The following is a 24,943-nucleotide window of genomic DNA, read 5'->3' on the forward strand; positions in this document are numbered from 1 at the left end:
GTGATCGGACGACTCGCCAGATCCCTGCCGCGTGGAGCACCTACGATGGCGCCATGACGTCTGCCGTCGATGCCCCGGTCCCGGCCGCGGAACTGCTGGTCAGGGACGCCGAACTGCTCGTCGTCGAGGCAGGGCGGGAGATCCGGGGCGGCTGGCTGGCCGTCAGCGGTGGTCGGGTGACCGGCGTCGGGGCCGCCGGGAGCGAGCCCGAGGCCCGCACGACCGTCTCGGCGGCCGGCCGGCTCGTCACCCCGGGCCTGATCAACACCCACCACCACGTCTACCAGAACCTCACCCGCTCGTACGCGCCCGCCGTGAACGGCTCGCTGTTCGACTGGCTGACCACCCTCTATCCCCTCTGGGCGGACCTCGACGAGGAGGCCGCGTACGTGTCGGCGTACGTGGGCATGGCCGAACTGCTGATGGGCGGCTGCACCACGTCGTCCGACCACCTCTACGTCCATCCCCGCCCCCGCCTCGTCGACGCCGAGATCCGCGCCGCCCGCGACATCGGCTTCCGCTTCCACGCCACCCGTGGCTCGATGACCCGCTCCGTCGAGGACGGAGGGCTGCCGCCGAGGAGCGTCACCCAGACCGAGGAGGAGGTGCTCGCCGACAGCGAGCGTCTGATCAGGACGTACCACGACCCCGAGCCGGGCGCGCTGGTGCGGGTCGCGCTCGCGCCCTGTTCGCCGTTCTCGGTGACCAGGTCACTGATGACCGCGACCGCCGAACTCGCCGAACGGCACGACGTTCGGCTGCACACGCACCTCGCCGAGGACCACGACGAGGACACGTACTGCCTCGAGACGTACGGCTGCCGGCCCGTCGAGTACTTCGAGGAGACCGGGTGGATGAGCGACCGCAGCTGGGTCGCGCACTGCATCTACCCGAACGACGCCGAGCTGCGCCGCCTCGCGGCCGCGGGTGTCGGCGTGGCGCACTGCCCCAGCTCCAACATGCTCATCGGCGGCGGCACCGCGCGCGTGCGGGAGATGCGCGAGCTGGGCCTGCCGGTCGGCATCGGCTGCGACGGCTCCGCCTCCACGGACCACGCCTCCCTCTGGATGGAGACCCGGGCCGCGCTGCTGCTGGGCCGCTACCGTGGCGGACCGGGCGCGATGACCGCCCGTGACGCCCTCGACATCGCCACCCGCGGCTCGGCGCGCTGCCTCGGCCGCGACGACGAGCTGGGCCATCTGCGGCCCGGGGCCTGCGCCGACCTGGTCGTCTGGGACCTGCACCAGGTCGCGCTGGCCGGTGCGCTGAGCGATCCCGTGGAGGCGTGGCTGCGTTGCGGCCCCGCGCGGGCCTGGACCACGGTGGTCGCGGGCCGGGTCCTGGTCGACCGCGGCGAGCCCCGCCTGACCGGCCTGGCGGACGCCCTGAGCGCGCATGCCCGCATCGCACAACGGATGCAGAGCGGCGCGTAGCCGACGACGGACGGCGGACGAAGCAGACGGCCGTACGAGCCACCCACAGGAGGGCGCGGCCTGTACCGGAAGCGGACGAACGGCCCGCACGGTTCACGCCCGACGGCCCGTCCACGCCGGCTCGGTGCGGGCCCATTCCCGCTCCCACTCGTCCAGGCGACGACGCATCGCCGCATGCCGTACGGCGCAGTGGCCGAGGAGGATCACGGCGACCGCGCCGCCGGTCGCGCAGGCGCCGAGGACGACGGTGTGCTGCCAGATCGCCGTGCCGTCCGGCGGCGGGGGCACGCTCCGGCCCCGGTCGTCCAGCCACACGTCGACCCGCTCACCGGCCCGGGTGCCGGCCGGAACGCGCGCGGTGGCGGTACGCGGACCGTCTCCGGGCTCCGTCCAGCGGACCGTCATCTCGGCGGACGGCTGCCGTCCGCCCTGCGCCGGGGGAAACGCGTCCGCGGCCGCGCCGACCGCCTCGGCCCGGACATGACGGTGACCGGCGCGGTGCTCCCGGGCCGTGGTCCGGGCGTCGTCATGGGCCCACCAGCCCACGACCACCCCGACCAGGGGCGCGACGACGACCAGCAGGACGGTCACGGCCCGCAGGGCCCACGCCTCCACGACATCCGACCGGCGCCGCAGCGGATTCGGCCGCCGGCGCCAGCCACGCACCCGGCTTCGCATGGCGTGCGGGTACCCCGCGCACCGGACATCGTTCCTGACGATCCCGGACGAACACCTCCCCAGGACCGGCCGCTGATCAGCCGAAGCGCTCGATCCGGATACGGTCCACGGGCTGACCTGCCGCCACGAGCAGCCGTGAGGCGTGCTCCGCGAATCCATTGGAGCCGCACACATAGGCCTCCCACCCACCGGGAGGCTGCTCGGCCAGGAGTGGCGCCACATGTGCTGCGGCCATACGTCCCACCGGCACACCCTCCGGCGCGCTCCGTGTGAACACGGGCGTCGTCTCCGCGCCGTACTCCCGCGCGTAGATCAGCTCCTCGGGGGTGCGCGCCGACACCAGCAGCCGCAACGGCAGGTCCAGGCCCCGCGCGCGGTGGTGCCGCACCATCGACATCAGCGGCACGACACCGGAGCCGGCGCCGATCAGCAACGCGGGCCGGTCCCCGGGCCAGGCGAAGAAGCCGCTGAGCGGGCCGCGCACCTCGACCGTGTCACCGGGCTCGGCCGTCGTGTGGAACCAGCCGGAGACCTCACCGCCCTCGACGTGGTCGAGGGTCAGCTCGATGTGGCCGGAATCGTCCGGCGCCGATGCGATCGAGTAGTGGCGCTGAGCCACATAGCCGTCCTCGGCGGTCAGCCGCAGCATCAGGTGCTGACCGGGCAGATGCCCCGCCCACGCCGGGACCGCGAGACGGAAAGTGGCGGCGCGCGGGGTCTCCCGGCGGATCTCCGTGATGGTCGCGGTCTGCCAGACCGCGGCGGCCTGGCCGCTCACGGCGATCCGGCCGGGCACGGCGAACCGGGTCGGGGGAGTGAACATCTCGTTCCCTGCAGTCGCAGTCGCAGTCGCAGTCGCAGCCGTCGCCCCTGTCATACCGATCCCCTCCGCCGCCGGGCTCGTTCCAAGTGCCTCAGTCACCGGAGTACCGCTGCTCCTCCCAGGGGTTGCCGCGGGCGTGGTAGCCGTTCTGCTCCCAGAACCCCGGCTCGTCGTGGTCGAGGATCCGCAGGCCCGCGATCCACTTGGCGCTCTTCCAGAAGTACAGATGCGGCACCAGCAGCCGGGCCGGCCCACCGTGCTCGGCGGCGAGCGGCTTCCCGTCGTACTCCCAGGCGATCCAGGCCCGCCCGCCGGTGAGGTCGGCGAGCGGCAGGTTCGTGGTGTACCCGGTGTGCGAATAGGCGACGGCATGTGTGGCGGACACATGGGGCCGGACCACACTGAGGAAGGCGTCCAGCGACACGCCCCCGAACCGCACACCGAACTTCGACCAGCTCGTCACGCAGTGGATGTCGCCCGCGTACTCCGACGCCGGCAGCCGGTGCGCTTCCTCCCAGCTCCAGGTGCGCGGTTCCTCGACCAGACCGTCGACGCGGAAGGACCACTCGGCGGGCGTCAGCTCGGGCGTGACCTCGGCGGAGAGGACGGGCCAGTCGTCACCCGCGTCGTACTGGCCGGGCGGCAGGCCGGTGTTCTGGACGCGTGGGCGTCCGGTGAAGCCTCGGGTGACGTTCATACGGGTGGTGCCTCCAGGCCGCCAGGGGCGACGGCCCGTGGGTCGAGCGTGATCAGTACGTGCTCATTCAACCGTACGGGTGAAGCGTTCGTTCAACCGTAGGTGCGGGAAAGGCCGGGAGCGCTGAGTGATCGTTGGGGTAGGGTGGCCGTCCGGCCGGGAGGGTCCCGGTGTGCGGAGCGCGGGAGGTGAGACCCATTACCGCTGTGTCAGCTCGGGTGCTCCCACCTCGAATCGGCGCGGATCACCGCCAGTAGGCGCCCGCGAGAGCACCCTTCGGCTTCCGAAAGGCTCTCGGCATCCATGCCCCCTCTGTCTTCTTCCTCGCCCTCGGCCTCTTCGCCGCTCACGCACGACGCCGTCGTGGCCGCACTCCGGGCCGCCGGCTGTGTCTTCGCCGAGGACGAGGCCCGGTTGATCCTGGCCGCCGCCCGAACCCCGGACGAACTGGCGGCCATGGTGGACCGCCGTGTCACCGGCCTGCCCCTCGAACTCGTCGTCGGCTGGGCCCAGTTCCACGGTCTGCGTATCGCCGTGGCACCCGGCGTCTTCGTCCCCCGCCGCCGTACCGAGTTCCTGGTCGAACAGGCCCTTGCCCATGCCCCCGACGCCTCCGTCGTCGTGGACCTGTGCTGTGGCTCCGGCGCGGTCGGCGTGGCGCTGGCCGCCGCACTCGGCCGGGTCGAGCTGCACGCCGCCGATATCGACCCGGCGGCGGTGAGCTGCGCCCGCCGTAACGTGACCCCCTTCGGCGGGCGGGTCCACGCGGGCGATCTGTTCGGGGCACTGCCCGGCAGTCTGCGGGGCCGCGTCGGCATCCTCGCGGCCAACGTGCCGTACGTGCCCACCGGCGAGGTCGGTCTCCTCCCGGCCGAGGCCCGCGACCACGAGCCGCGGGTCGCGCTGGACGGCGGTCCGGACGGGCTGGACGTCCTGCGCCGGGTGGCCGACGAGGCGCCTCGATGGCTCGCCCCTGGCGGCTGCCTGCTGATCGAGACGAGCGAACGCCAGGCGCCGGCGGCCCTGGAAGCCTTTACCCGCAGCGGACTGTCGGCGCGCCTGGCCGTCTCGGAGGAGCTGTACGCGAATGTCGTGGTAGGCCTGAATCAGCCCGGCAACGAGTTCTGATCAGGCCGCCGCGCCGCTCTTCGAAGCACTCTGAGAGGGGTCGGGGACCCGCCAGTCCCAGTGGCGAGGTCCGGGAAACGTGCCCCGCCAGTCGCCCGGCCCTCGGTCCTTCTTCCCGTCCTCGTCCCTCTTCCAGTCCTCCCACGTGCCCGCGAACACGCGGGAAGCCGTCCGGGTGTCGTCGTCGGAGCGAGTGCCGGCCAGGAAGGCGCTCTCGCCCTTCTCGAGGTCGCCGGTGCCGGAGCCCTTGTCCCCGTCGTGACGCACGGTGGCGTCCGAGCCGACGGTCCACGTCCACTCGGTGCCGTCCTCGCTCCGGACGGTGACCTGGTCGCCGTCCACCTTCTCGATGGTGCCGCGCTGCCAGATCCGTACGACCCACTCGTCGGTGTCGGGGTCCTTGACGGTGGCCTCACCGTGCACGGCGCCTCCGCCGAAGCCGAACCACCTGCCGTGCCCGTGCGGTTCGCCCGGCGCGTCGGGTGACGGCGAGGCCGACCCGGTGGCCGCGGCCGAGGCGCCGTCGCCGGAGCCCGACGAGGTCGCGGCGTAGGCGACCGTACCGCCGAGGGTCAGTGCGGCGACCGTCGCCGCCGCGGTCACCGCCCGGGCCCGGACGGACTGCCGCTGCCAGCGCCCGCGCAGCGCCGTACCCCGGGTGCGCTCCCCCTCCGGACCGCCCGGCCCCGTGAGGACCTCGAATTCTGTGCCGTCCGGCTCCGCGCCGGCGTGGTGTCCCCGATCCGGATCGTGATTCACGGCTCGCTCCCATCGGTCACGGCACCCGGCATCCCCATGCCATGCGTTGCTGTGATTGTGGGTCGCGGACGGTAAGGAACCAGTAATCAGTTCCTGTGAAAAACGGGGGGGGGACGGACGTCAGGTAGCCCCGCTCCTCGGCGCCGTACTGTCAACCAGGCGGCAGCACACGGGCGATGAGCAGCGCCACATCGTCGGAGTTGTCGGGCTGGTGCAGAGTGCGCAGGAGGAGATCGCAGCACTCCTCCAGGGGCCGGTCGGGGTCGTCGAGGAGTTCGAGGAGCGCGTCGAGGCGCTCGTCGAGGGGATGCTGGCGGGTCTCGACCAGCCCGTCCGTGTAGAACACCAGCTGGTCGCCGGGCTCCAGGTCGACGGTCGTCGTCGAGAAGGCGACGCCGCCCACGCCCAGCGGTGCTCCGGTGGGCAGTTCGAGGAGTTCCGGGTCGTGGCCGCGGCGGACCCGGACCGGTGGCAGATGGCCCGCGTTGGCGATGCGGCACTGCCGCAGCCGCGGGTCGTGGACGGCGTACACGCAGGTCGCGATGGAGTGGTCGAGACCCTCGGTGATCTTGTCGAGGTGCTCCAGGAGCCGGGTCGGTTCGAGGTCGAGGGAGGCCAGGGTGTGGGTCGCGGTGCGCAGCCGGCCCATGGTCGTGGCGGCGTCGATGCCGCTGCCCATCACATCGCCGACCACGAGCGCGGTCTTGCCGCCCTCCAGCGGGATCACGTCGAACCAGTCGCCGCCGACCTCGGCGCTGGCGCCCGCGGGCTGGTAGCGGGAGGCGACCTCCAGACCGCCGGTCACCGGCGGATGGCTGGGCAGCAGGCTGCGCTGCAGGGTCAGGGCGGTGTCGCGGGCGTTCTGGTACCAGCGGGCGTTGTCGATCTGCACCGCCGCGCGAGCCGCCAGTTCACGGGCGAGCAGCAGGTCGTCCTCGCTGAACGGCAGCGGATTGCGGGTGCGCTTGAGGTCGAGGGCGCCGAGCACCTCGCCGCGCGCGATCAGCGGCACCGCCAGATACGAGTGCACGCCCGCACGGCCGAGTTGGACAGCGGCCTCGGGGGAGCGGGCGATCCGCAGCAGGTCCTTCTCCTCGACCCGGGCGACCATCACGGGGCTGCCCGTGCGCACGCACTCGGTGACCAGGCGGTCCGGGCCGTAGCGGGCGACCTCGCCGGGCTGGTCGGCGGCGGCGAGGGCCACGGTGACATGGTCGGACTCGACGGCCAGGGCGCGGATCACCGCCGACTCGGAGGGGCCGAGGGTGCTGCGTCTGCCCTCCACCACGGCTTCGAGCAGGTCGACGGCCGCGACGTCGGCGAGCTCCGGCACGGCGACGTCGGCCAGTTCGTGCGCCGTGATCTCCAGCTCGAGCGTGGTGCCGATCCGCGCGGAGGCGTCGGCGATGAGAGCCAGGCGCCTACGTGCCGTCTCGGCCTCCTCGGCGGCCTGGTGCTGCTCGGTGATGTCCACGGCCATGCCGGCGACGCCGAGCACGGTCCCCGTCGTGTCCTCGAGCCGGTAGAGCGAGACGGACCAGAAGTGCTCCCGGTCCGGATCGGCCGGGGTCCGGCCCACGATGCGCTGGTTGATGATCGGGTCACCGGTCCGCAGCACCTGGCGCAGCGCCGCCTCGATGGCGTCGGCGTCGATGTCCGGCAGCAGTTCGCGCGGCGTGTGGCCGATGTGGTCTTCGGCGGGGATGCCGTTGAGCTGTGCCAGCGCCTCGTTGACCGAGACGTACCGCAGGTCGGTGTCGAGGACGGCCAGGCCGACCGGGGCCTGCGCAATCGTCCGCGTCGACAGCGCCACGTCCCGCTCCAGGCGCCGTACGGTCGTCTGGTCGGCACACAGGCCCAGCGCGTAGACGTCCCCCTCGTCGTCCAGCAGCCGCATGTTGCGGAACTCCACCAGCCGGGTGCTGCCGTCCTTGCGCCGGATCGGGAAGGCCCCGGCCCAGCCCTCACCGGTCTCCATGACATCGGAGAACAGCTTGACGACCAGGTCCAGGTGCTGTTCATGGACCATGATCCGGGCGGCGTACTGGCCCAGCGCCTCGCGCGCCGCATAGCCGAACAGTTCCTCGGCCTGGGGGCTCCACAGCACGATGCGCCCCTCGACGTCGAGTACGACCGAGGCCACGCCGAGCACGTCGAGCAGCCCGCTCGGCCCCACCGGCCCGCGCACGGGCTCCTGGCCCTTCGGCACGGGACGTTCGGCTGCAGACATCCCACGCACCGCCTTCGCCCATCCTCGCGGCACGCCGTTCCCCCGTGCCGACTCCCCTTGTTCTACCGCGTTCAACCGGATTCGGGCCCCCTTGGTCGTTCACCTCCACCATCCCTCAACACGGCGGGGAACGTCCGCCGAAGCGGTCACCGGCGCACGTGACTGTGGCCGATCAGACAGCGCACGTTCGTTTTCTTGGTCTGTACATGACCACAAGGTCCCGCCAGACTGTGCGCCGACACGCTCCCACCCCCCAAGGAGTCCCTTCCATGGCCCTGCGCGCCCGGCAACGTTGTCATGCCGCTCTCACCGGCCTCGTCGCCCTCGCCTCCGCCGCCGTACTGTCCACCGCGACGCCCGCGCGGGCCGCCGACACCTGGACGGAGGTGGGCTCCGACCGCGCCGACCCCCTGACCGAGAGCCAGGGCCTGACCTCCGTCGAGGTCCCGGCGAACAGCCCCAACCGCTACACCGGCATCGGCACCATCCCCACCTCGGTGAGCGGCCGCGGCTGGAACCACGTCGGCGACCCCGACGCCTCCTACAACGGCTACTACGTCGAGCCGTACCAGGCGGACTCGGGCAGCGCGAAGATGTTCCGGGTGCAGGCGCCGGACGGGACCTGGTCGGAATACGTCCATGCGCTGGGCTCCGGGGAGGCGCTGAACAACTCCTTCGTCGCCATCACGCCCGGCGGTCAGTGGATGGTCTCGGGCGAGTGGGGCACCATGACCCGCCTGCTGGTCCACCCGACCCCCGGCGTCAACCCCGGTACGTCGCCCTCGGCGAACCTCCCCTGGACGTCCAGCATCCGCCTGGACCATGCCGTACGCGACATCCAGGGCTGCGACTTCCTGAACGCCACGACACTGCTCTGCTCGTCCGACGACCCCGCGGGCACCCTCTTCGGCATGACCAAGCCGCTGCTCCAGATCGACCTCAGCGCCGAGCCGGGCACCTCCGACGTGACCGGCCATGTCACGGCCCTGCGCCGGCTGCCGCTGCGCAGCTCCTGCTCGGGCGAGTTCGAGACGGAGGGCATCGACTACGACCGCCGTACCGGCACCCTGCGCGTGATCGTCCTCTCCCCGGGCTTCTGTGTGCTGACCGACAGCAAGACGTACCGGTTCACGCGCGGCTGAGGCCGGCCGGCATACGGCCGGGACGGCGTGGAGGGGACGGTTCCGCCGCTAGTGCTCCGCCGTCCGTGGTGCTTTTCTTGGGGTTGGGGACCGGTTCCGCGGGCTACCCGTGGCACCGCGGCGGCCACGAGAGGAGCGATCACGATGGACCGTGAACGACTGCACGAGGAACCCGTCTCCGTCGAGATCAGCGGATGCAGCAAGGAGGACGCCAAGATCGTGTTCGACACGCTGTGCGCCTGCTTCGAGTCCGACCGGGGCCCCGACGACGTGCCGCAGCAGCTCCACGAGACGCGGCCCATGGTCTGGCTCGGGACGTTCGAGGTCACGGACGCGCACGAGTGCCCGCCGCCCGCACGGCTGTCGTCGACCGTCGAGGCCGACGCGCAGGGCGGCTACTGGGCCATCGAACGGCTCCGTAACACACTGGACTCCCTGTTCACGGTGCACGACCTGACCTCGGCCTCGGGCGATCAGGAGCGGGAGCTGCACGTGGTGCTGAAGAGCCGCCCCGGTCTGTAGCCGACCGGGGCCGGCGGGGACCAGCTCGGTCAGGACGAACCCAGCAGGCCGAGTACGGCTCGGCGGTAGACGGCGTGGACGGCGGGCAGATCCGCGAGACAGGCCCGCTCGTCCACGCCGTGCAGCCCCTCGTACCGCACTCCGAAACCCGCCGTGGCGGGGATGCCCTCGCCGGCGAGCAGATTGCCGATGTTCGAGGGGCCGGCGGTCTTCGGTCGGACGGTGAGGCCCTGACGGCGGGCGGCTTCCAGCAGTGCCGCCGCGGGCTGCTGGTCCTCGGTCAGCCGGTACGGCGGCCAGGCGGCCACCCGGGTGAGCGTGGTCGGCCTCGGGGCGGGCAGCTGCGCGTCCAGCTCGCCCACCGCCTCACGGACCAGCCCCTCGGCGGCCGGGGCGTCGAAGCCCGGAGTCGTGCGGATGTCGACGCCCAGCTCGCACAGGTCGGGCACGACCGAGAAGCCCTGCCCGCCGTGGCAGGAGGTGACCGTCAGCTTCGGCGGCAACGGGAACTCCCCGTCCGCGCCCGGGAGTTCGGCCTCCTCCAGGAGGCGCACGAGATGTGCCGCGCGGGAGACGGCCCCCGGCGTCGTGCGCCGGGACCCGGAGTGGCCGGAGGCCGCGTGGACCGCGATCGTGGCCCGCCACAGGCCCCGTCCGCCGACCACGACCTCGTCGAACCCCGGGTATCCGATCATCACCCCGGCCGGACGAACCGCGTCATGATCGGCCAGGTAGGCGCGAGCACCCCCGAAGCCGCCCGTGTGCTCGTCCACGTCGAGGAGTACTGCGAGCCCGCCGCGCAGGTCGCGGGCCCGCTCGTGGAGCTCGGCCGCGATGCCGCAGAACATGGCCGCGGCGAGCTTGGAATCCGCGGCGCCCCTGCCGCGCAGCCAGCCGTCGACGACCTCGCCGCAGTCCGGCGCGAACGACCAGGCGGCCTCCTCGCCGTACGGGGCCGTGTCGACGCAGGCGTCCAGCGCCCACCAGGAACCGGGCCGGCCACCCGCGACCTCGATCAGCAGACCGACGGCGGCGTTCTTGCCGCCGTGCAGTCGGCGATACGGCAGCCCCCGCCCGCTGAGCCAGTCCTCCAGGACGCCCAGGACGGGCCCGTAGTCGTCGATCCCGGCGCGGCTCGGGCAGCGGATCAGCCGCTGGGCGAGATCGATCACATCGGCGTGTGCGGTCATGGGGTCACTGTGCCCGAGGGCGGCCGGTGGCAGGGTTCCGTCCGCATTTCCGGACACGAGGTCCGAGCGGCTTCGACCGGCGGATCGTCGGTTCAGACGGAACCCACTGCCTTGCCGGACCTGCGGATCGGCCGGCCAAGGACCTGCGAGAACAGCGCGCCCTGCGGGCCCACGCAGGAGGCCGGCCCCCGCTTGACCACCTCGACCAGGCGGTCGACACGCTCGTGGCCCGGGCCGGGAAGCGCCGCCAGACTCCAGATGGCCGACGCGGCGGGCTCCTTGACGGCGGACCTCATGCGCGGCTGGAAGGCGAACTCCGCGAGGAAGCGGTCCCAGACGCGTCGTTCCTCGGCATCGGGCAGCTCGGCCGCGGGATCTTCCGAGGCTCCGGTGTCCGTGGCCAGTGTCACCCCTCCACGGTTGTGCAACTAGTTGCATAAAGGCGTCGGGGTCCTCTACAACTACGTCAGGCACGACACCGCGCACGGAGGGCCCCGATGAGCCGTTACCCGCACCTGCTGAGCCCGCTCGACCTGGGCTTCACCACGCTGCCCAACCGCGTCCTCATGGGCTCCATGCACGTGGGCCTGGAGGAGGCCGAGCGCGGCTTCGAGCGCATGGCCGCCTTCTACGCGGAGCGCGCCCGCGGGGGAGTGGGGCTCATCGTCACCGGTGGCATCGCGCCCAACGACGAGGGGCGCCCGTACGAGGGCGGTGCCAAGCTCACCACCGAGGCGGAGGCCGAGCAGCACCGGGTCATCACCGAGGCCGTGCACCGCGAGGGCGGCCGGATCGCGATGCAGATCCTGCACTTCGGCCGGTACGCCTACCACCAGGACCTCGTCGCGCCGAGTCCGCTCCAGGCGCCGATCAGCCCCTTCCCGCCCCGCGAGCTCACCGACGCCGACGTCGAGCGGACCATCGACGACTACGCCCGCGCCGCCCGCCTCGCCCGCCAGGCCGGCTACGACGGCGTGGAGATCATGGGCTCCGAGGGTTACCTCATCAACGAGTTCATCGCCACGCAGACGAACCGGCGCACCGACCGCTGGGGCGGCTCGTACGAGAACCGCATGCGCTTCCCGGTCGAGATCGTCCGGCGGGTGCGCGAGGCCGTCGGCGAGGACTTCATCATCGTCTACCGGCTGTCCATGCTGGACCTCGTCCCCGGCGGCTCCACGCTCGACGAGGTGATCACGCTGGCGAAGGCCGTCGAGGCCGCCGGGGCGACGATCATCAACACCGGCATCGGCTGGCACGAGGCGCGCATCCCCACCATCGCCACCTCGGTGCCGCGCGGCGCGTACACCTGGGTCACGAAGCGGCTGATGGGCGAGGTGTCGGTCCCGCTCGTCACCACCAACCGCATCAACACCCCCGAACTGGCCGAGGAGTTGCTTGCCGACGGCTTCGCGGACATGGTGTCGATGGCCCGCCCGATGCTCGCCGACCCCGACTTCGTCGCCAAGGCCGCCGCCGGGAAGCCCGAGGCCATCAACACCTGCATCGGCTGCAACCAGGCCTGCCTCGACCACACCTTCAGCGGCAAGATCACCTCCTGCCTGGTCAACCCGCGCGCCTGCCACGAGACCGAGCTGACGCTGTCCCCGACCCGGCGGCGCTTGCGCGTCGCGGTGGTGGGTGCCGGACCGGCCGGCCTCGCCTGTGCCGTGAGTGCGGCCGAACGCGGCCACGACGTCACGCTGTTCGACGCCGCGAGCGAGATCGGCGGTCAGCTGAACGTGGCCCGCAAGGTCCCGGGCAAGCAGGAGTTCGACGAGACGCTGCGCTACTTCCGCCACCAGCTCGACTGGCAGGGCGTCGACGTACGGCTGAACACCTGGGTGTCGGCCGGCGACCTCGCCGACTACGACGAGGTCGTGGTCGCCACCGGTGTCACCCCGCGCACCCCGGACATCCCCGGCGTGGACCACCCGAGCGTGGTCGGCTACCTCGACGTGCTGCGCGACGGCGTCCCCGTCGGCGAGCGCGTCGCGGTCCTCGGCGCGGGCGGCATCGGCTTCGACGTCGCCGAGTTCCTCACCGACGGCGGCGACAAGGCGAGCGAGGACCCGGCGACCTACTTCCGTCAGTGGGGCGTCGACATGGACTACACGGGCCCCGGCGGCCTCGCCGCCCCCGAGCGGCCCGCCCCGCCGCGCACCGTCCACCTGCTGCAGCGCAAGACCAGCAAGGTCGGCGCCGGTCTCGGCAAGACCACCGGCTGGATCCACCGCACCGAGCTCAAGCACCGGGGCGTCACCATGGTCCCGGGTGTGCGCTACGACCGTATCGACGACGCCGGACTGCACGTCACCGTCGGCGAGGAGAGCACCGTCCTCCCGGTCGACACCATCGTGCTGTGCACCGGGCAGGAACCGCGTCGCGACCTGTACGAGGAGCTGCTCGCCGCGGGCCGCAGCGCGCACCTCATCGGCGGCGCCGACGTGGCCGCCGAACTGGACGCCAAGCGCGCCATCAAGCAGGGCACGGAACTGGCGGCGAGCCTGTAGGGACCGGTGATCGCGTTCGTGGGACGACGACCTCGCGTCCCTAGGATGAGCCCATGTCACTCCCGCACGCGATCCTCACCGCCCTGCTCGAAAGGCCGTCGTCGGGGCTGGAGCTGACCCGCCGCTTCGACAAGTCGATCGGCTACTTCTGGTCGGCGACACATCAGCAGATCTATCGCGAGCTGGGAAAACTGGAGACGGAGGGCTTCATCCGCACGCTGCCGAGCGAGCAGCCGGCCCGTGGGCAGAAGAAGAGTTACGAGGTCCTGCCCGCGGGCCGGGCCGAACTGGCCCGCTGGACCGCCGCGTCCCAGGACCCCCGGCCGCACCGCGACACGCTGCTGCTGCGGATGCGTGCCGCGGCCGTCGTGGGCACCGAGGGCATCGAGGCCGACCTTCGGCGCCATCTCGACCTGCACCGACGGCAGTTGGCCGAGTACGAGGAGATCCAGAAGCGGGACTTCCCGCCCGGCAGGGACAGTTCCCAGGACCGGCTGCGGCACCTGGTGCTGCGCGCCGGGATCGATCTGGAGACCTTCTGGACGCAGTGGCTCACGCGCGCCCTGGAGGAGTTCGCGGAACTGCCGGGTCACGAGGGGGCGTGAGCCGGGCAGGGGGAACAGGCCGGGCTCAGGTACTCGGCAGGGCTCCTGCCGAGTGCCTGGAGGCCGCCCGAACTCGGACCCGGACCTCAGGGGCCGCCGGGCTTCGGGCCAGGAACTTCATGGGCCGCCGGGCCTCGGCCCACGGCCTCAGAGGTCGGCCGGGCTTCGGCCCCGGCCTCAGAGCCGGTACGGCTTCGACTTGCGTCGCAGGAACCAGGCCGTCGCCAGACCACCCGCGCCCACCAGGATCCCGCCGCCGACCAGCGTCAGGGTGCCGTAGTCCGTCGAGGAGCCGCCCATGCCGCCCATGACGCCGCGCGACGGGGAGGCCGTGGCGGAGACCGTGCGGGCCGGGGTGGGGCCCGAGACGATGACCGACTGGGTGCCCGCCGTGACGCCGTTGGAGCACACGACGATGACGGTGTAGGTGCCCGCGCTCACGCTCGACCAGGCCGCCGACTGCAGCGCCTCGGTCCCCGACAGGGAGACCTGCCGTCCCTGGGCGAAGTTCGACTGCCTGCTGTTCAGCAGCGAGGCGGTGCCCCAGCTGCCGTTGACGTTGGTGCACGCCTTGGTCGTGACGGAGACCGTTGACCCGGTGGTGCTCACGGAGATCCCCGGGCCCGCGGTGGCCGGACCGGCGGCCGCGACGAGGGGAAGTACGGAGGCGGCTGCCACGGTCAGGCCCGAGCGGAGGAGTAGCGATGAGTTGCGCATGGGATGCCCTCCGGCGGCACGGTCGGCGGAACATCCCTGGCGCCGCCGAGGATCGGGAACGCCCGTGCTGCCTCAGGGGCAGCCAACGCGCCCCGGGCCCGGCCCGCATGCGGGCCTGAACCGGACAGGTGACGGACTGCTGCATCCGGGGGACGCCGGGCCCGGCCTCAGCCCCGCGCGCCCGTCGTCACCGTCCGCTCCGCCGAGAAGCCGCCCCAGGTGCCGTCCGGTAGTCTGCCCCGGATCCGTACCCGGTGGCCGACCCCCTTCTCCGGCCCCAGGTAGAAGCTGTACGCGGCCCGTTCGCGCGGCGCGTCCCCGCCGTACACCAGCGAGGTGACGGTACGGCCGTCGAGCTGGACCTGGTACTCCACGACCACGCCGTCCGTACGCGGCGGCACCCAGCTCAGGTCGAGGTGGTAGGCCCCGTCCTCACGATGGGTCGTGGCGCGGAAGGCGGTCGGCGCGGTGCCGCGCCCGTCGTCGGTGCCCGGTGTGGTGACGCGGACGGCCGTCGAGGCGGGTGAGAGGTTGTCGGCCGCGTCCCTGGCCAGGACGGTGAAGGAGTAGCGCGTGCCGGGCCGAAGACCGGTGACCACGGTCGCCGTCTGGTTCCCGCCCACACTGTGGATCTTCGCGCCGCCCTGATGGATGTCGTACGACACCACATCCCGGTCGTCCGTCGCCCGCGACCACGACAGCTGGACCGCCCGGCTGCCGACCGCCCGGCCATGGGCCTTTCCCGGACGCGTCGGGGCGGAGCGGTCGGCGGCCACGGCTTCGGGAGTCCTCGCCCGGACCTCCTTGCTCGGCGGACCGAGCCGTCCGTCGGTGTCACGGGCCCGCACGGTGAAGGCGTACATGGTGGACGGTTTGAGCATGGTGACGTCCACCATGTGTGCGGAACCCGGCACTTCCTTGACTTTCGTAGGTCCCCGATACACCTCGTAGACGCGGACGCCGCGGTCCGCGGAGACGGCGTTCCACATGACGTGCACGCTGGTGGAGCTGCCGGCCGCGGCCGTGACACCCGTGGGCGCCCCGGGCGGCCGGCCGCCCTCCTCGTCCGCCCCGCTCCAGGCGCAGGAGGTCACGCAGGAGGACAGCAGTGCGATCGCACAGAAACTCGAAATGGGAACGAAGGTACGTCGCACGACACTGCCTCCCGGGGGCGATCTCGCGGCAATGGTCCGGACCAATATGGCTCGGCTGTCGCGATCACATCAAGAGGGCGGTCATTTGGCGACCCGCTTCGGGAGTTACGTATGCTGAAGCTCCTCGCGGCTGAACTATCCCTGAGGATGCGGGAGTTCATGCCGTCGGCACGGGTCGCTGTCGTCGCTGTTCCCGCGCCGGACGCGGGTGGCCGGGGGGCCGGGTTCCCTCGCGGGCCCGGGCCCCCGGCCCCTGCCGGAGGTTCCTGAGGCTTTCCGTCGTGTCGCCGGGGTCTGCGCCGCAGGGCCTCACTGGTGGCAGCATGATCCGAACGGCATCAGATTAGCTGAGTGCCCTGTTGATAATGCTTCGGGCTGAGTGCTCGTCAGTTTTCCTGAGGAGAGGGTCCTTGTTGTGCGTGTCCGGTCGCTGACGCTGGCGGCGGCAAGTGCCGCCCTGCTCGCTCCGACGACGTTGCCCACCCCGCCGCCCGCCCCGCAGTCGGGGCCCATGGCGCGGCGCGAGTCCGACGTCAGCGCCGCTGACCTGCTGTCGAAGGTGCGTGACTGCGCGTCCGTGTCCCGCGGGAGCTACCGCACCGACAGAAACACGCCCGCGACGATCCCGGTCTGCGGGGTGCCGGGCGCGGTGTTCTGGAAGGCCGATATGGACATCGACTGCGACGGGCGGCCCACCGGCCGCTGCAACCGCCGTACGGATCCCTACTTCTCCGCCGCGACGGCCTTTCAGCAGTCCGACGGACGCTACCCGAGCGCCGAACGCCTCCCGTACATCGTCGTGCCCGCCCCGAGCGGCGTCTGGAACCACCGGGACCAAGGGATCGGCGGCGGTTCGGTCGCGGCTGTCGTCTACCGGGGTCAGGTGCTGTACGCGGTGGTCGGCGACGTCGGTCCGCGCGACATGATCGGCGAGGCGTCGTACGCCACCGCCGAGGCCCTCGGCATCCCGGCCGACCCGCACAGCGGCGGTACGGCCTCCGGGGTCACCTACATCGTCTTCACGGACGAGCCGGTGACGCCCATCGAGGACCGCGCGGCGGTCGTGACGGCCGGCGAGCGGCTGGCGAGGGAGTTCGTGCGGGGCGAGCGAGTCGTGCGGGCTGCACGAGAAGTGCGGGGCGAGGAAGCCGCGCGGGGCGGTGAGCGGTCCGTGTACGACCACCGCCCTGCCCCGCGCAGGCATTGAGGGGGTGTCAGACCGCCGACCAGCCGTCGTCGACCGGCAGGATCACGCCGTTGATGTTGCTCGCCGCGTCCGAGGCGAGGAACACGATCGCGGCGGCCTGCTCCTCGGGCTGGGCCAGTCTGCCGAGGTTGACGAAGTGGGGGCCGAGAGCCGCCGGCCCGTGGGCGTCCTGCGCGGCGTCCACGACGATCCCGGTCCGAGTGCCGCCCGGGGCGATGGCGTTCGCGCGTATCCCCTGCTTGCGGTACATCACCGCGAGCGACTTCGTCAGCCCCACCATGCCATGCTTCGACGCCGTGTACGCGGCGCCCGCGGCGCTGCCCCGCAGGCCGGCCTCGGACGCCGTGTTCACGATCGCGCCTCTGCCCGCCTCGAGCATGTGCGGCAGCGCCGCCCGGGTGAGCAGGAACGGGGCGGTGAGATTGACCCGGATGACCCGCTCCCACTCGGCGTCGGTCACGTCCGCGAGGGCCGACATGCGGTCCATGATCCCGGCGTTGTTCACCAGGACGTCCACACCGCCGAAACGCTCGACGGCGGTCTCGACCACCCGGTCGACGACGGACTGCTCGCTCAGGTCGCCGACGACGGCGACCGCGGCGCCGCCCGCCTGCTCGATCTCCTTGACGACGGCCTCGGCGCCCTCGGCGTTCAGATCTGCGACCACGACCCGGGCGCCCTCCTCGGCGAAGGCCAGCGCGGCCGCGCGCCCGATGCCCGATCCCGCTCCGGTGACGATGACGCCGCGTCCGTCCAGTCCGCCGCTCATGAAGTGCTCCATCCGTTGTCCGTTGTCCGCTGTCCGCTGTCCGTTGCTCGACGCCCGATGCCGCCGGGATGACCCGTCGAATGCGCCTGGGGCTGCACCTTACGGCTTAATGTCTCTGAGTGACATAAAGTCTTCGGGGAGAATTCCGGGAGAGCGATCAACGCCGGCCGGAGGAGACCATGACCGCAGCCCGCCAAGGCACGAGACGACCTACGGGACGACCGCCCCTGACGGAGGAGCGCAAGGCCGAGATCCGGCTGGAGATCGCGCGGGCGGCGGTGGACCTGTTCGTCAGTCAGGGCGTGGCGGCGACCACGGGCGAGCAGATCGGCGCGGCGGTCGGTGTCTCGGCGCGAACGGTGTGGCGCTACTTCCCCAGCAAGGAGAGCTGCGTACGGCCGCTGTTCTCGGCCGGTATCGACGTGATCGCCGAGTGCCTGAGGAAGTGGCGTCCCGGGGAGCCTCTGGAGGGTGTCCTCGACCGGGAGTTCGCGGCCGAGGGGAACCTGGCGGCCGTACCCGACCGCTCGACCGTGGGGGCGCTGGTACGGCTGACCCGTACCGAACCCGGACTGCGCGCGATCTGGCTCCAGACGTACGACGAGGCCGAGCCGGCCTTCGCCCGCGCCCTCGCCGAACGCGCCGGCCTGCCCGCCGACGACCTGCGCCCGGCGATCCAGGCGGCCATGGTCAACGCGGCGCTGCGCGCGGCGGTCGAGTACCACGCCTGGCACACCACCGACGCGGCGCCGGACCCGGAGACGACACAGGCCGAGCTGATGGCGACGCTGCGGTCGGCGATGGAGGTCGTGGCGGAAGGGGTGGCGTAGGTGTGGGAGGTGCCTTCGGAGGTGTGTGACGTGCCTTCGGAGGTGTGGGAGGTGCCTTCGGCAATGTGGGAGGCGCCTCCGATCGGCGGCTGTTCTGCCGGCTCACACCTTCCGGTACGAGTACGCCTCCGCGGCCGCCGCCTCCACCGCCGAGAGGTCGGCGCCGGTGGACGCCGTGACGACCGCGGCCACCGCGCCCTCGACGAAGGGGGCGTCCACCAGGCGTGTGCCGGCAGGGAGTTCGTCGCCTTCCGCGAGCAATGCCTTCACGGTGAGGACCGCGCTGCCCAGGTCGGTCAGCACGGCGACCCCGGCGCCGCGGTCCACGGAAGCGGCCGCCGCCGCGATCAGCTCGGCGCTGGTGCCGAGGCCGCCGCCCTCGGTGCCGCCCGCCGGGGCCACCGGCACGGCCGTTCCGCCGCCCGCGAGCCCCTGCGCCAGCTCGGCCACCGAGGCGGCCACCTGCGCGCTGTGCGAGACCAGCACGATGCCGACGAGCCGCTCGCCCGTCCTCTCTTCGGCCACCGCGTTGTCAGCCACGGCCCTGTCACCCACCGCCTCGTCACTCACCGTTGGCCTCCGCCAACCCCGCGATCAGCAGCGCCGACGACGTGGCCCCGGGATCCTGGTGCCCGATGCTGCGCTCCCCGAGATAACTCGCCCGCCCCTTGCGGGCCTGCAACGGCGTCGTCGCCAGGGCGCCCTCCTCGGCGGCGGCCCGCGCCGCGGCGAAGCCGTCGCCCAGTGCGTCCACGGCCGGCACCAGCGCGTCGATCATGGTCTTGTCGCCCGGCGCCGCGCCACCGAGCGCCATGACGGCGTCCACCCCCGCCCGCAGCGCCTGGGCGAGTTGCTCCTCGCCCACCTCGGCGGCGTCCCCGAGCGACTTGCCGGTGCGGCGCAGCAGCGTCCCGTACAGCGGGCCCGACGCCCCGCCGACCGTCGAGATGAGCTGTCGCCCGGCGAGCGTCAGGATCGCGCCGGGCGTCGCCGGGGCCTCCTTCTCCAGCGCGGCGGAGACGGCGGTGAACCCGCGTTGCAGATTGCTGCCGTGGTCGGCGTCCCCGATCGCCGAGTCGAGGGCGGTGAGCCGTTCCGCCTCGCGGTCGACGGCGGTGGCGGTCGCCGTCATCCAACGGCGGAAGAAATCGGCGTCGAGCACTGGATCTCCTTGCGTGACAGTTGCCTTGCGATCGTGTGACTCCGCCGGATCACATGCCCCACCGTAGCCCCGGTGTCCGCACCGGCGCGTCCCACAGCCGCAGCAGCTCCTCGTCGACCTGGCAGAGGGTGACCGAGGCGCCGGCCATGTCGAGCGAGGTGACGTAGTTGCCGACGAGGGTGCGGGCGACGGCGACACCGCGTTCGGTGAGGACCCGCTGGACCTCGGCGTTGAAGCCGTACAGCTCCAACAGCGGTGTCCCGCCCATGCCGTTGACCAGGACGAGGACGGGGTTGCGGGGGGCCATGTCGTCCAGGATCGCGCCCACGGCGAAATCGGCGATCTCGCCGGACGTCATCATCGCCCGCCGCTCCCGGCCGGGCTCACCGTGGATGCCGATGCCCAACTCCAGCTCGCCGGGCGGCAGGTCGAAGGTGGGGCTGCCCTTGGCCGGCGTGGTGCAGGCGCTGAGGGCGACACCGAAGCTGCGGGAGTTCTCGTTGACCTGACGCCCGATCGCCGCCACCCGCTCCAGTGGCTGCCCCTCGTCCGCGGCTGCACCGGCGATCTTCTCCACGAACAGGGTCGCGCCCGTGCCGCGCCGCCCGGCGGTGTAGAGGCTGTCGGTGACCGCCACGTCATCGTTGACGAGCACCTTCGCGACCTGGATGCCCTCGTCCTCGGCGAGCTCGGCGGCCATGTCGAAGTTGAGGACGTCCCCCGTGTAGTTCTTCACGATGAACAGCACGCCCGCACCGCTGTCCACCGCGGCCGCGGCACGGGCCATCTGGTCCGGAACCGGGGACGTGAAAACCTCGCCGGGGCACGCCGCCGACAGCATCCCCGGACCCACGAATCCACCGTGCAGCGGCTCGTGCCCCGACCCGCCGCCGGAGATGAGGGCGACCTTCCCCGCCACGGGTGCGTCCCGCCGTACGACCACCCGGTTCTCCACATCGACGACCAGGTCGGGATGAGCGGCCGCCATCCCGCGCAGGGCGTCCGCGACCACGGTCTCCGCGACGTTGATCAACATCTTCATGGATACCTCCTGGTGAGATTGGCAGCTGGGCTTATGATCTGCGTTTACCCAGCTCATAGTGGGTGGGGCCGGTTGTCGATCTTGGCGGTCCATGGCGGTCGGGGGTGGGTTCCGGCGGTACTGATGCTGACTTAATGCTGACTTTGATGACGGGTCGTCAGATGTCTGGGGTCGTGGTGCGTGTCGTCGCCGGAGCCCTGATGTCGGCAGTATCGCCCTTGCCTTGGCGATCGTCACGTGCGCGAGCGTTCCGGGGCTTGCCCTGGGCTCGTGCCCCGGCTTGCGGTGTCCAAGAGCCCTGGCCATTGGCGTCCTACCCGGGCTCATGCCGTCGTACTGACACGCGTGCGCAGATTGTGGAACTGCCGGGCCTGCATGATCAGGTGGGCGGGTTCCCAGAACAGCAAGTCCATGGGTCGGGTGAGGGGCCGCGGGCGGCTGCGGCCCCGAGCGCGGACCACCAGCCGGGTCCTCCCGCCGGGCGCCGGCCGCAGGTGGAAGCCCCAGATCGAGTCGGCGTACGCACGCGGCGGTGGCTCGTCCAACCTGTCGAAGGGGCGTCCGGAGGGCAGTGTCGTCTGCGAGCGCAGGACCAGTGTCCGCCCCAGTTCCAGGACCGCGACGGTGAACCAGACCTCCCCGCTCGGCACGGAGTCCAGGTGCTGTCCCTGCTCGAGGCGCTGCCACTGCGGGACGATACGTTCCGCGCTCGGGTGTCCGCCGTTGTCCAGACGGTCCCAGCTGTACCAGCCGCCACGGTTGCAGCCCATCTGCTGCAGCCAGGGCCAGACCCCTTCGGGTGGCACCGGCAGGGTCGTAGCCATGGTCGACGATCCGTCGGGATCGGGGATGAGCTCGTCACCGGGGTAGCTGTGGCCGGCTTCCTCGTCCGTCGCGCCCCACCTCAGCACCCGCGGTCTCAGGAAGATGCCGTACAGGGTCAGCGCTGCGGCAGCCACACCGAAGGAACGTTGCCCAGCCGTGGGCCGGTGCTCGCTCATGTCTTCAGCGTCTCAGCTCCGTCCCGCTGGTACCACAGGAACGCGGAAGCGTCACCGAGCACGCTTGCAGACGGCCCTGACACCCGTCAGGTCCCGTCCGGCGAGGTGCTGCGCGCACCGCTCGCGGACCTGACCCCTTCCTCCGCCGCTGCCTTGATCGCCTGCAACGCCGCGCGCATGACGATGCCGACACCGGGCGAGACGAGCGTCCAGTAGCGGGCGAAGCGTCTGGTGGCGGCCTGGTCGGTGCAGGCCGTGCGCGCCTCGTAGGTCAGCAGGGACCGCCCGGTGCCATAGGGGTGGACCACCATTGCGGCGGCGATCTTCGCCCAGCCGGGCTCCGTGAACTCCGGGAAGTCACCGGGCTCGACCCGGCGCCACTGGATGGACGGCTGCCACGCCTTGCCTATGGCGCCGAAGACCAGCTCCCGCCCAGGATCCTCGCCGAGTCCGACCCACGGTTGCTCCTGCTGGTCCTCCCGCTGTTCCTGGCCGTGCCGGTCCTTGGTCGTCGTGTCGAAGAGATCGGCCAGCCGCATCGACGCCGGTCGCGGAGCGGGTTTGCCGCGCAGCCGGTCGGGCAGGCCGCGTGCCCGAGCGACCAGGTCGAACAGCGCAGAGTGGATCGTGAGGAGATCGAGGTCGCGCGCTGCCCGGTACGTCGGAGACGGGCCGACGGCGACGGTCGTGCACTCCAGACGTGTGAAGCGGAAGTCCGGAATGGCACTGTCCAGCAGCAGTGGTCGGGCGTCCGTGTTCGCGTCCATCACAACCTCCTCCGGGCCGGCACCTCCAGTGTGGTCGGCGCGCGCGTCCCCGGCGCGGCGGTGAGCCGGACGGGGCGGTGGCAGTGGTTGGCGCAGGAAGGCTGCCTTGGCCTCGTACGACGGGTTTCGCACAATGGAAGAGGGCTGGCGAACCGCCTCGCCGGACCGTCGCCATCAGGGACGGGCGCGGCGTCGGCCGTGGTGACCAGAGGCGTGGCGCTGACGTCGCCAGGGATGTGGTGGGACGTGCCGAACGGGACCACGGAGGGCCGGATCGAGCGGCTGAGCCCGCTGGATGTGAGCAACCTGCGCATCGAGACTCGCGGAGTACCCATGCACGTCGCCGCGCTCGCCTTCGCGGAAGGGGCGCCGCTCATGGATGAGCACGGGCGGCTGCGTTCGGGTGCGGTTCGCGAACACATCGAGGCTCGTCTGAGCCTTGCCCCTCGCCTGCGGCAGGTGCTGTACCGGCCCCCCTTCGGTCTGGGGCCGCCCCTTTGGGTCGACGACCCGCGATTCGACATCCGTGACCACGTGCGAACTCAGGAGATTCCCCGCCCCGGCGACGAGGCTGCCCTGCTCGGCCTGTGCGCGGAGTTGTACGAGCCGCCGCTGGACCGCTCGCGCCCCCTGTGGGAGCTGTGGCTGCTGCCCGGGCTCGACGACGGCACCGTCGCGATACTCGTCCGCCTGCACCACGCGGTCGCCGACGGTCTCGCCGCCCTCACGCTGATGGGCGCGCTGCTCGATTCGGCCGGCGATGGGGTGTCCTCCGCCCCCTGCTCGTGGTCACCTCAGTCACCTCCCGGCATGGGGGCACTGTGCTCGGACAGCCTCCGCCGGTACCGCGTAACCCTGACCGGTGCAGCGCGCGCACTCGGATCTCCGGCTCGTGCGACCACTAGCCTTCGTTTCCTGGCAGCACAAGCACGCCGACTCCGGAACGAGCGCCCGGCCCCTCAGCTGTCGATGAACCGTCCGGTCGGCAGGCACCGGCGTCTTCTCCTCCTCCGGGCAGACCTGGAGGGCATCAGGGCCACGGCGCACCTCCACCGGGCGACGATCAACGACGTCGTGCTCACGGCCGTCGCCGCGGGAGCGCGCGGGCTGCTCCAGGCCCGGGGTGAGCTGACGCCCGGACTGACCGTCACGGCTTCGGTGGCGGCATCCCTGCGCACCTCGGCGGCGGACGGACGGGCCTGGGGAAACCGCGTGGGCATCATGCTGGTGCCGCTACCGGTGAGCGAGAACGACCCGCTTCGAGGGCTGCAACAAATCGCGGCTGCCACTGCGTCACGCAAACAGTCGCCTCCTTACCAGCCCATGGGCCGGCTTGCCCTGCCGCTACTGGTGCAGGCCATGTTCCACCAGCGGCTGGTCAATCTGTTCACGAGCAACATCCCCGGCCCGGCCATGCCCGTGAGCCTCGCGGGCGCCCGGTTCAGGGAGCTGTTCCAATTGGGCGTGGTGCAGGGGAACGTGCCCCTCAGCGTCGGAGTGATCTCCTACGCCGGACAGCTCAACTTCTCGCTGGTCGGCGACGCGGACACCGTCCCGGACCTGGACGTCTTCGCCGCCGGGATGGCGGAGGCGCTGGACCGGTTCTGAGCTGCCGACGCTCCACCGAATCGCCCGCCGCCTCGGAGTACACCCTCGCTCAGGGCTGCGGGCGGCCGCGGCCATGGTCGGTGGCGTACGCGGCGAACACCTCCGCCGGGGGCCCTCCCGTATGGAGGAAACGCTGGTCAAGGATGGCGGCGAGGTCTGCCAGCGCACCGGCGAGCAGGTCACCGGCCAGTCGTACCTCGGGCCGCCGCGCTGTCTGTCCGCGCTCGGCGAGGGCGGCGGCGTAGCCGACCATGGCCGCCAGTGACGAGTGGTCCTCCCCGTCATGGAAGTAGTACGCCTCGGCGTACTGGGTGAAGTCGAGGCGGACGCGAACGACTTCGGTGGCCAGGCTGTCCAGTAGCAGGGCCCCCGCAGTGGAGTCGAGCTGTCCGGGCGTCGGGTCCGCGTCGCGCAGCAGCGCCAGGCGGATGGCGAGGACCCTTCTGCGGGTCAGCGCCGGGTAGATCTCCAGCACCCAGGAGACCATGGCCGTCAGCAGGGCGAAGCCGATGAGGGCCTCCAGCGGTGAGACCAGGCGCAGCCAGCCCTCGCCCGGCGCGATGTCACCCAGGCCCAGGGTGGCCACCGTGACGAGCGACAGGTACAGCGAGTCGAGCAGAGCCGGTTCCTGTGCCGCCTTGGAACCGGCGGAGAAGGTGAACGCCTCCGGCATGTGCGGCCAGTAGACGACGGCCCAGCCGATGATGACGGTTCCGGCCCACATGCCCACCACCGTCACCATCGCGAGCGGTCCCACCAGCCCGACCACCCGCCTGCGCGCACGAAAGCGTCGGGCCAGCCGCCACAGCGCCGTCATCACGAGGCGGCTCAGCCCGCCGTGGCGGGTGGGGTGCCAGAGCGTGTGGAACAGGTCCCGAAGGGCGATCATGACGAGCCCGGCACCGACCAGCGAGACCAACCACTTCATGCACGCCTCCCACAGCAATGCCACCTTCCGCAGAACTT

Annotated in this window: 25 protein-coding genes; 9 read left to right on the top strand and 16 right to left on the bottom strand. The window is 71.8% G+C overall.

What is annotated here, in order from left to right; translation table 11 throughout:
- Positions 1–53: 53 nt before the first annotated feature.
- A complete protein-coding gene (locus ACIBAG_RS14560; protein WP_399104784.1) occupies positions 54–1,433 on the top strand; it encodes an 8-oxoguanine deaminase in 1,380 nt (459 codons plus the stop codon).
- Positions 1,434–1,526: 93 nt separating this feature from the next.
- Here ACIBAG_RS14560 and ACIBAG_RS14565 read toward each other — a convergent pair whose 3' ends face one another.
- The 3 genes from ACIBAG_RS14565 to ACIBAG_RS14575 all read right to left on the bottom strand — a co-directional run bounded on the left by ACIBAG_RS14565 (position 1,527) and on the right by ACIBAG_RS14575 (position 3,631).
- The gene (locus ACIBAG_RS14565) at positions 1,527–2,111 is read right to left on the bottom strand and encodes a hypothetical protein (RefSeq protein ID WP_399104786.1); all 585 of its coding nucleotides are present in this window, start codon (positions 2,109–2,111) and stop codon (positions 1,527–1,529) included.
- Positions 2,112–2,187: 76 nt separating this feature from the next.
- Positions 2,188–2,934 (bottom strand): ferredoxin reductase, encoded by a 747-nt coding sequence (locus ACIBAG_RS14570; RefSeq protein ID WP_399104788.1) that lies wholly within the window; start codon positions 2,932–2,934, stop codon positions 2,188–2,190.
- A gap of 91 nt (positions 2,935–3,025) precedes the next feature.
- The gene (locus ACIBAG_RS14575) at positions 3,026–3,631 is read right to left on the bottom strand and encodes a sulfite oxidase-like oxidoreductase (protein ID WP_399104789.1); all 606 of its coding nucleotides are present in this window, start codon (positions 3,629–3,631) and stop codon (positions 3,026–3,028) included.
- A 303-nt stretch (positions 3,632–3,934) separates the two neighbouring features.
- Here ACIBAG_RS14575 and ACIBAG_RS14580 point away from each other — a divergent pair, with 303 nt between their 5' ends.
- On the top strand, positions 3,935–4,759 hold the full coding sequence (locus ACIBAG_RS14580; protein ID WP_399104791.1) for a putative protein N(5)-glutamine methyltransferase: 825 nt from the start codon (positions 3,935–3,937) through the stop codon (positions 4,757–4,759).
- On the opposite strand, the gene ACIBAG_RS14585 is transcribed toward ACIBAG_RS14580, so the two are convergent.
- Both ACIBAG_RS14585 and ACIBAG_RS14590 read right to left on the bottom strand, forming a co-directional pair.
- Positions 4,760–5,518 carry a hypothetical protein gene (locus tag ACIBAG_RS14585; protein ID WP_399104793.1) on the bottom strand — a complete coding sequence of 253 codons (759 nt, stop codon included), beginning with the start codon at positions 5,516–5,518 and terminating at the stop codon, positions 4,760–4,762. It lies immediately after the preceding gene.
- A 151-nt stretch (positions 5,519–5,669) separates the two neighbouring features.
- Positions 5,670–7,748 carry a SpoIIE family protein phosphatase gene (locus ACIBAG_RS14590; protein WP_399104795.1) on the bottom strand — a complete coding sequence of 693 codons (2,079 nt, stop codon included), beginning with the start codon at positions 7,746–7,748 and terminating at the stop codon, positions 5,670–5,672.
- A gap of 269 nt (positions 7,749–8,017) precedes the next feature.
- On the opposite strand from ACIBAG_RS14590, the gene ACIBAG_RS14595 reads away from it, so the two are divergent.
- Both ACIBAG_RS14595 and ACIBAG_RS14600 read left to right on the top strand, forming a co-directional pair.
- Entirely contained in the window at positions 8,018–8,890 is an 873-nt protein-coding gene (locus ACIBAG_RS14595; protein ID WP_399104797.1) for a hypothetical protein, read from the top strand.
- A gap of 144 nt (positions 8,891–9,034) precedes the next feature.
- Positions 9,035–9,412, top strand: coding sequence for a hypothetical protein (locus tag ACIBAG_RS14600; RefSeq protein ID WP_399104799.1), 378 nt, complete (start codon positions 9,035–9,037; stop codon positions 9,410–9,412).
- Positions 9,413–9,441: 29 nt separating this feature from the next.
- Here the strand turns inward: ACIBAG_RS14600 and ACIBAG_RS14605 are convergent, their stop codons facing one another.
- Both ACIBAG_RS14605 and ACIBAG_RS14610 read right to left on the bottom strand, forming a co-directional pair.
- A complete protein-coding gene (locus tag ACIBAG_RS14605; RefSeq protein ID WP_399104801.1) occupies positions 9,442–10,602 on the bottom strand; it encodes a M20 family metallopeptidase in 1,161 nt (386 codons plus the stop codon).
- Between the two features lie 92 nt (positions 10,603–10,694).
- Positions 10,695–11,012: a DUF2716 domain-containing protein gene (locus ACIBAG_RS14610; RefSeq protein ID WP_399104803.1), complete on the bottom strand. Its 318-nt coding sequence runs from the start codon at positions 11,010–11,012 to the stop codon at positions 10,695–10,697.
- An 87-nt stretch (positions 11,013–11,099) separates the two neighbouring features.
- Here ACIBAG_RS14610 and ACIBAG_RS14615 point away from each other — a divergent pair, with 87 nt between their 5' ends.
- On the top strand, positions 11,100–13,115 hold the full coding sequence (locus tag ACIBAG_RS14615; RefSeq protein ID WP_399104805.1) for an FAD-dependent oxidoreductase: 2,016 nt from the start codon (positions 11,100–11,102) through the stop codon (positions 13,113–13,115).
- Between the two features lie 53 nt (positions 13,116–13,168).
- On the top strand, positions 13,169–13,720 hold the full coding sequence (locus ACIBAG_RS14620) for a PadR family transcriptional regulator (protein WP_399104807.1): 552 nt from the start codon (positions 13,169–13,171) through the stop codon (positions 13,718–13,720).
- 177 nt (positions 13,721–13,897) lie between these two features.
- Here the strand turns inward: ACIBAG_RS14620 and ACIBAG_RS14625 are convergent, their stop codons facing one another.
- The gene (locus ACIBAG_RS14625; protein WP_399104809.1) at positions 13,898–14,437 is read right to left on the bottom strand and encodes a hypothetical protein; all 540 of its coding nucleotides are present in this window, start codon (positions 14,435–14,437) and stop codon (positions 13,898–13,900) included.
- A gap of 167 nt (positions 14,438–14,604) precedes the next feature.
- Positions 14,605–15,591 (bottom strand): fibronectin type III domain-containing protein, encoded by a 987-nt coding sequence (locus tag ACIBAG_RS14630; protein ID WP_399104811.1) that lies wholly within the window; start codon positions 15,589–15,591, stop codon positions 14,605–14,607.
- A 415-nt stretch (positions 15,592–16,006) separates the two neighbouring features.
- Here ACIBAG_RS14630 and ACIBAG_RS14635 point away from each other — a divergent pair, with 415 nt between their 5' ends.
- A complete protein-coding gene (locus ACIBAG_RS14635; protein ID WP_399104813.1) occupies positions 16,007–16,798 on the top strand; it encodes a glycoside hydrolase family 75 protein in 792 nt (263 codons plus the stop codon).
- A gap of 7 nt (positions 16,799–16,805) precedes the next feature.
- On the opposite strand, the gene ACIBAG_RS14640 is transcribed toward ACIBAG_RS14635, so the two are convergent.
- Complete coding sequence (locus tag ACIBAG_RS14640; protein WP_399104815.1) at positions 16,806–17,567, bottom strand: SDR family NAD(P)-dependent oxidoreductase; 762 nt, start codon at positions 17,565–17,567, stop codon at positions 16,806–16,808.
- A 179-nt stretch (positions 17,568–17,746) separates the two neighbouring features.
- On the opposite strand from ACIBAG_RS14640, the gene ACIBAG_RS14645 reads away from it, so the two are divergent.
- Positions 17,747–18,397, top strand: coding sequence for a TetR/AcrR family transcriptional regulator (locus tag ACIBAG_RS14645; RefSeq protein ID WP_399104817.1), 651 nt, complete (start codon positions 17,747–17,749; stop codon positions 18,395–18,397).
- Positions 18,398–18,499: 102 nt separating this feature from the next.
- Here ACIBAG_RS14645 and ACIBAG_RS14650 read toward each other — a convergent pair whose 3' ends face one another.
- From ACIBAG_RS14650 to ACIBAG_RS14670, 5 genes are all read right to left on the bottom strand, one after another.
- On the bottom strand, positions 18,500–18,937 hold the full coding sequence (locus ACIBAG_RS14650; RefSeq protein ID WP_399104819.1) for a PTS-dependent dihydroxyacetone kinase phosphotransferase subunit DhaM: 438 nt from the start codon (positions 18,935–18,937) through the stop codon (positions 18,500–18,502).
- A 22-nt stretch (positions 18,938–18,959) separates the two neighbouring features.
- Positions 18,960–19,559: a dihydroxyacetone kinase subunit DhaL gene (gene dhaL / locus ACIBAG_RS14655; RefSeq protein ID WP_399104820.1), complete on the bottom strand. Its 600-nt coding sequence runs from the start codon at positions 19,557–19,559 to the stop codon at positions 18,960–18,962.
- A 49-nt stretch (positions 19,560–19,608) separates the two neighbouring features.
- Positions 19,609–20,601 (bottom strand): dihydroxyacetone kinase subunit DhaK, encoded by a 993-nt coding sequence (dhaK, locus tag ACIBAG_RS14660; protein ID WP_399104822.1) that lies wholly within the window; start codon positions 20,599–20,601, stop codon positions 19,609–19,611.
- A gap of 323 nt (positions 20,602–20,924) precedes the next feature.
- Entirely contained in the window at positions 20,925–21,602 is a 678-nt protein-coding gene (locus ACIBAG_RS14665) for a hypothetical protein (protein WP_399104824.1), read from the bottom strand.
- Positions 21,603–21,688: 86 nt separating this feature from the next.
- Positions 21,689–22,369, bottom strand: coding sequence for a hypothetical protein (locus ACIBAG_RS14670; RefSeq protein WP_399104826.1), 681 nt, complete (start codon positions 22,367–22,369; stop codon positions 21,689–21,691).
- Positions 22,370–22,615: 246 nt separating this feature from the next.
- Here ACIBAG_RS14670 and ACIBAG_RS14675 point away from each other — a divergent pair, with 246 nt between their 5' ends.
- Positions 22,616–23,977 (top strand): wax ester/triacylglycerol synthase family O-acyltransferase, encoded by a 1,362-nt coding sequence (locus ACIBAG_RS14675; protein ID WP_399104828.1) that lies wholly within the window; start codon positions 22,616–22,618, stop codon positions 23,975–23,977.
- 49 nt (positions 23,978–24,026) lie between these two features.
- On the opposite strand, the gene ACIBAG_RS14680 is transcribed toward ACIBAG_RS14675, so the two are convergent.
- Positions 24,027–24,905, bottom strand: coding sequence for a potassium channel family protein (locus ACIBAG_RS14680; RefSeq protein ID WP_399104830.1), 879 nt, complete (start codon positions 24,903–24,905; stop codon positions 24,027–24,029).
- Positions 24,906–24,943: the final 38 nt, after the last annotated feature.

The sequence above is a fragment of the Streptomyces sp. NPDC051243 genome (genome assembly GCF_044455405.1).
GTDB lineage: Bacteria > Actinomycetota > Actinomycetes > Streptomycetales > Streptomycetaceae > Streptomyces.

Coding starts and splice junctions, on each gene's coding strand:
- ACIBAG_RS14560 (WP_399104784.1), top strand. CDS start 54: ATGACGTCTGCCGTCGATGCCCCGGTCCCGGCCGCGGAACTGCTGGTC.
- ACIBAG_RS14565 (WP_399104786.1), bottom strand. CDS start 2,111: ATGCGAAGCCGGGTGCGTGGCTGGCGCCGGCGGCCGAATCCGCTGCGG.
- ACIBAG_RS14570 (WP_399104788.1), bottom strand. CDS start 2,934: ATGTTCACTCCCCCGACCCGGTTCGCCGTGCCCGGCCGGATCGCCGTG.
- ACIBAG_RS14575 (WP_399104789.1), bottom strand. CDS start 3,631: ATGAACGTCACCCGAGGCTTCACCGGACGCCCACGCGTCCAGAACACC.
- ACIBAG_RS14580 (WP_399104791.1), top strand. CDS start 3,935: ATGCCCCCTCTGTCTTCTTCCTCGCCCTCGGCCTCTTCGCCGCTCACG.
- ACIBAG_RS14590 (WP_399104795.1), bottom strand. CDS start 7,748: ATGTCTGCAGCCGAACGTCCCGTGCCGAAGGGCCAGGAGCCCGTGCGC.
- ACIBAG_RS14595 (WP_399104797.1), top strand. CDS start 8,018: ATGGCCCTGCGCGCCCGGCAACGTTGTCATGCCGCTCTCACCGGCCTC.
- ACIBAG_RS14600 (WP_399104799.1), top strand. CDS start 9,035: ATGGACCGTGAACGACTGCACGAGGAACCCGTCTCCGTCGAGATCAGC.
- ACIBAG_RS14605 (WP_399104801.1), bottom strand. CDS start 10,602: ATGACCGCACACGCCGATGTGATCGATCTCGCCCAGCGGCTGATCCGC.
- ACIBAG_RS14615 (WP_399104805.1), top strand. CDS start 11,100: ATGAGCCGTTACCCGCACCTGCTGAGCCCGCTCGACCTGGGCTTCACC.
- ACIBAG_RS14620 (WP_399104807.1), top strand. CDS start 13,169: ATGTCACTCCCGCACGCGATCCTCACCGCCCTGCTCGAAAGGCCGTCG.
- ACIBAG_RS14625 (WP_399104809.1), bottom strand. CDS start 14,437: ATGCGCAACTCATCGCTACTCCTCCGCTCGGGCCTGACCGTGGCAGCC.
- ACIBAG_RS14640 (WP_399104815.1), bottom strand. CDS start 17,567: ATGAGCGGCGGACTGGACGGACGCGGCGTCATCGTCACCGGAGCGGGA.
- ACIBAG_RS14645 (WP_399104817.1), top strand. CDS start 17,747: ATGACCGCAGCCCGCCAAGGCACGAGACGACCTACGGGACGACCGCCC.
- dhaK (WP_399104822.1), bottom strand. CDS start 20,601: ATGAAGATGTTGATCAACGTCGCGGAGACCGTGGTCGCGGACGCCCTG.
- ACIBAG_RS14665 (WP_399104824.1), bottom strand. CDS start 21,602: ATGAGCGAGCACCGGCCCACGGCTGGGCAACGTTCCTTCGGTGTGGCT.
- ACIBAG_RS14670 (WP_399104826.1), bottom strand. CDS start 22,369: ATGGACGCGAACACGGACGCCCGACCACTGCTGCTGGACAGTGCCATT.
- ACIBAG_RS14680 (WP_399104830.1), bottom strand. CDS start 24,905: ATGAAGTGGTTGGTCTCGCTGGTCGGTGCCGGGCTCGTCATGATCGCC.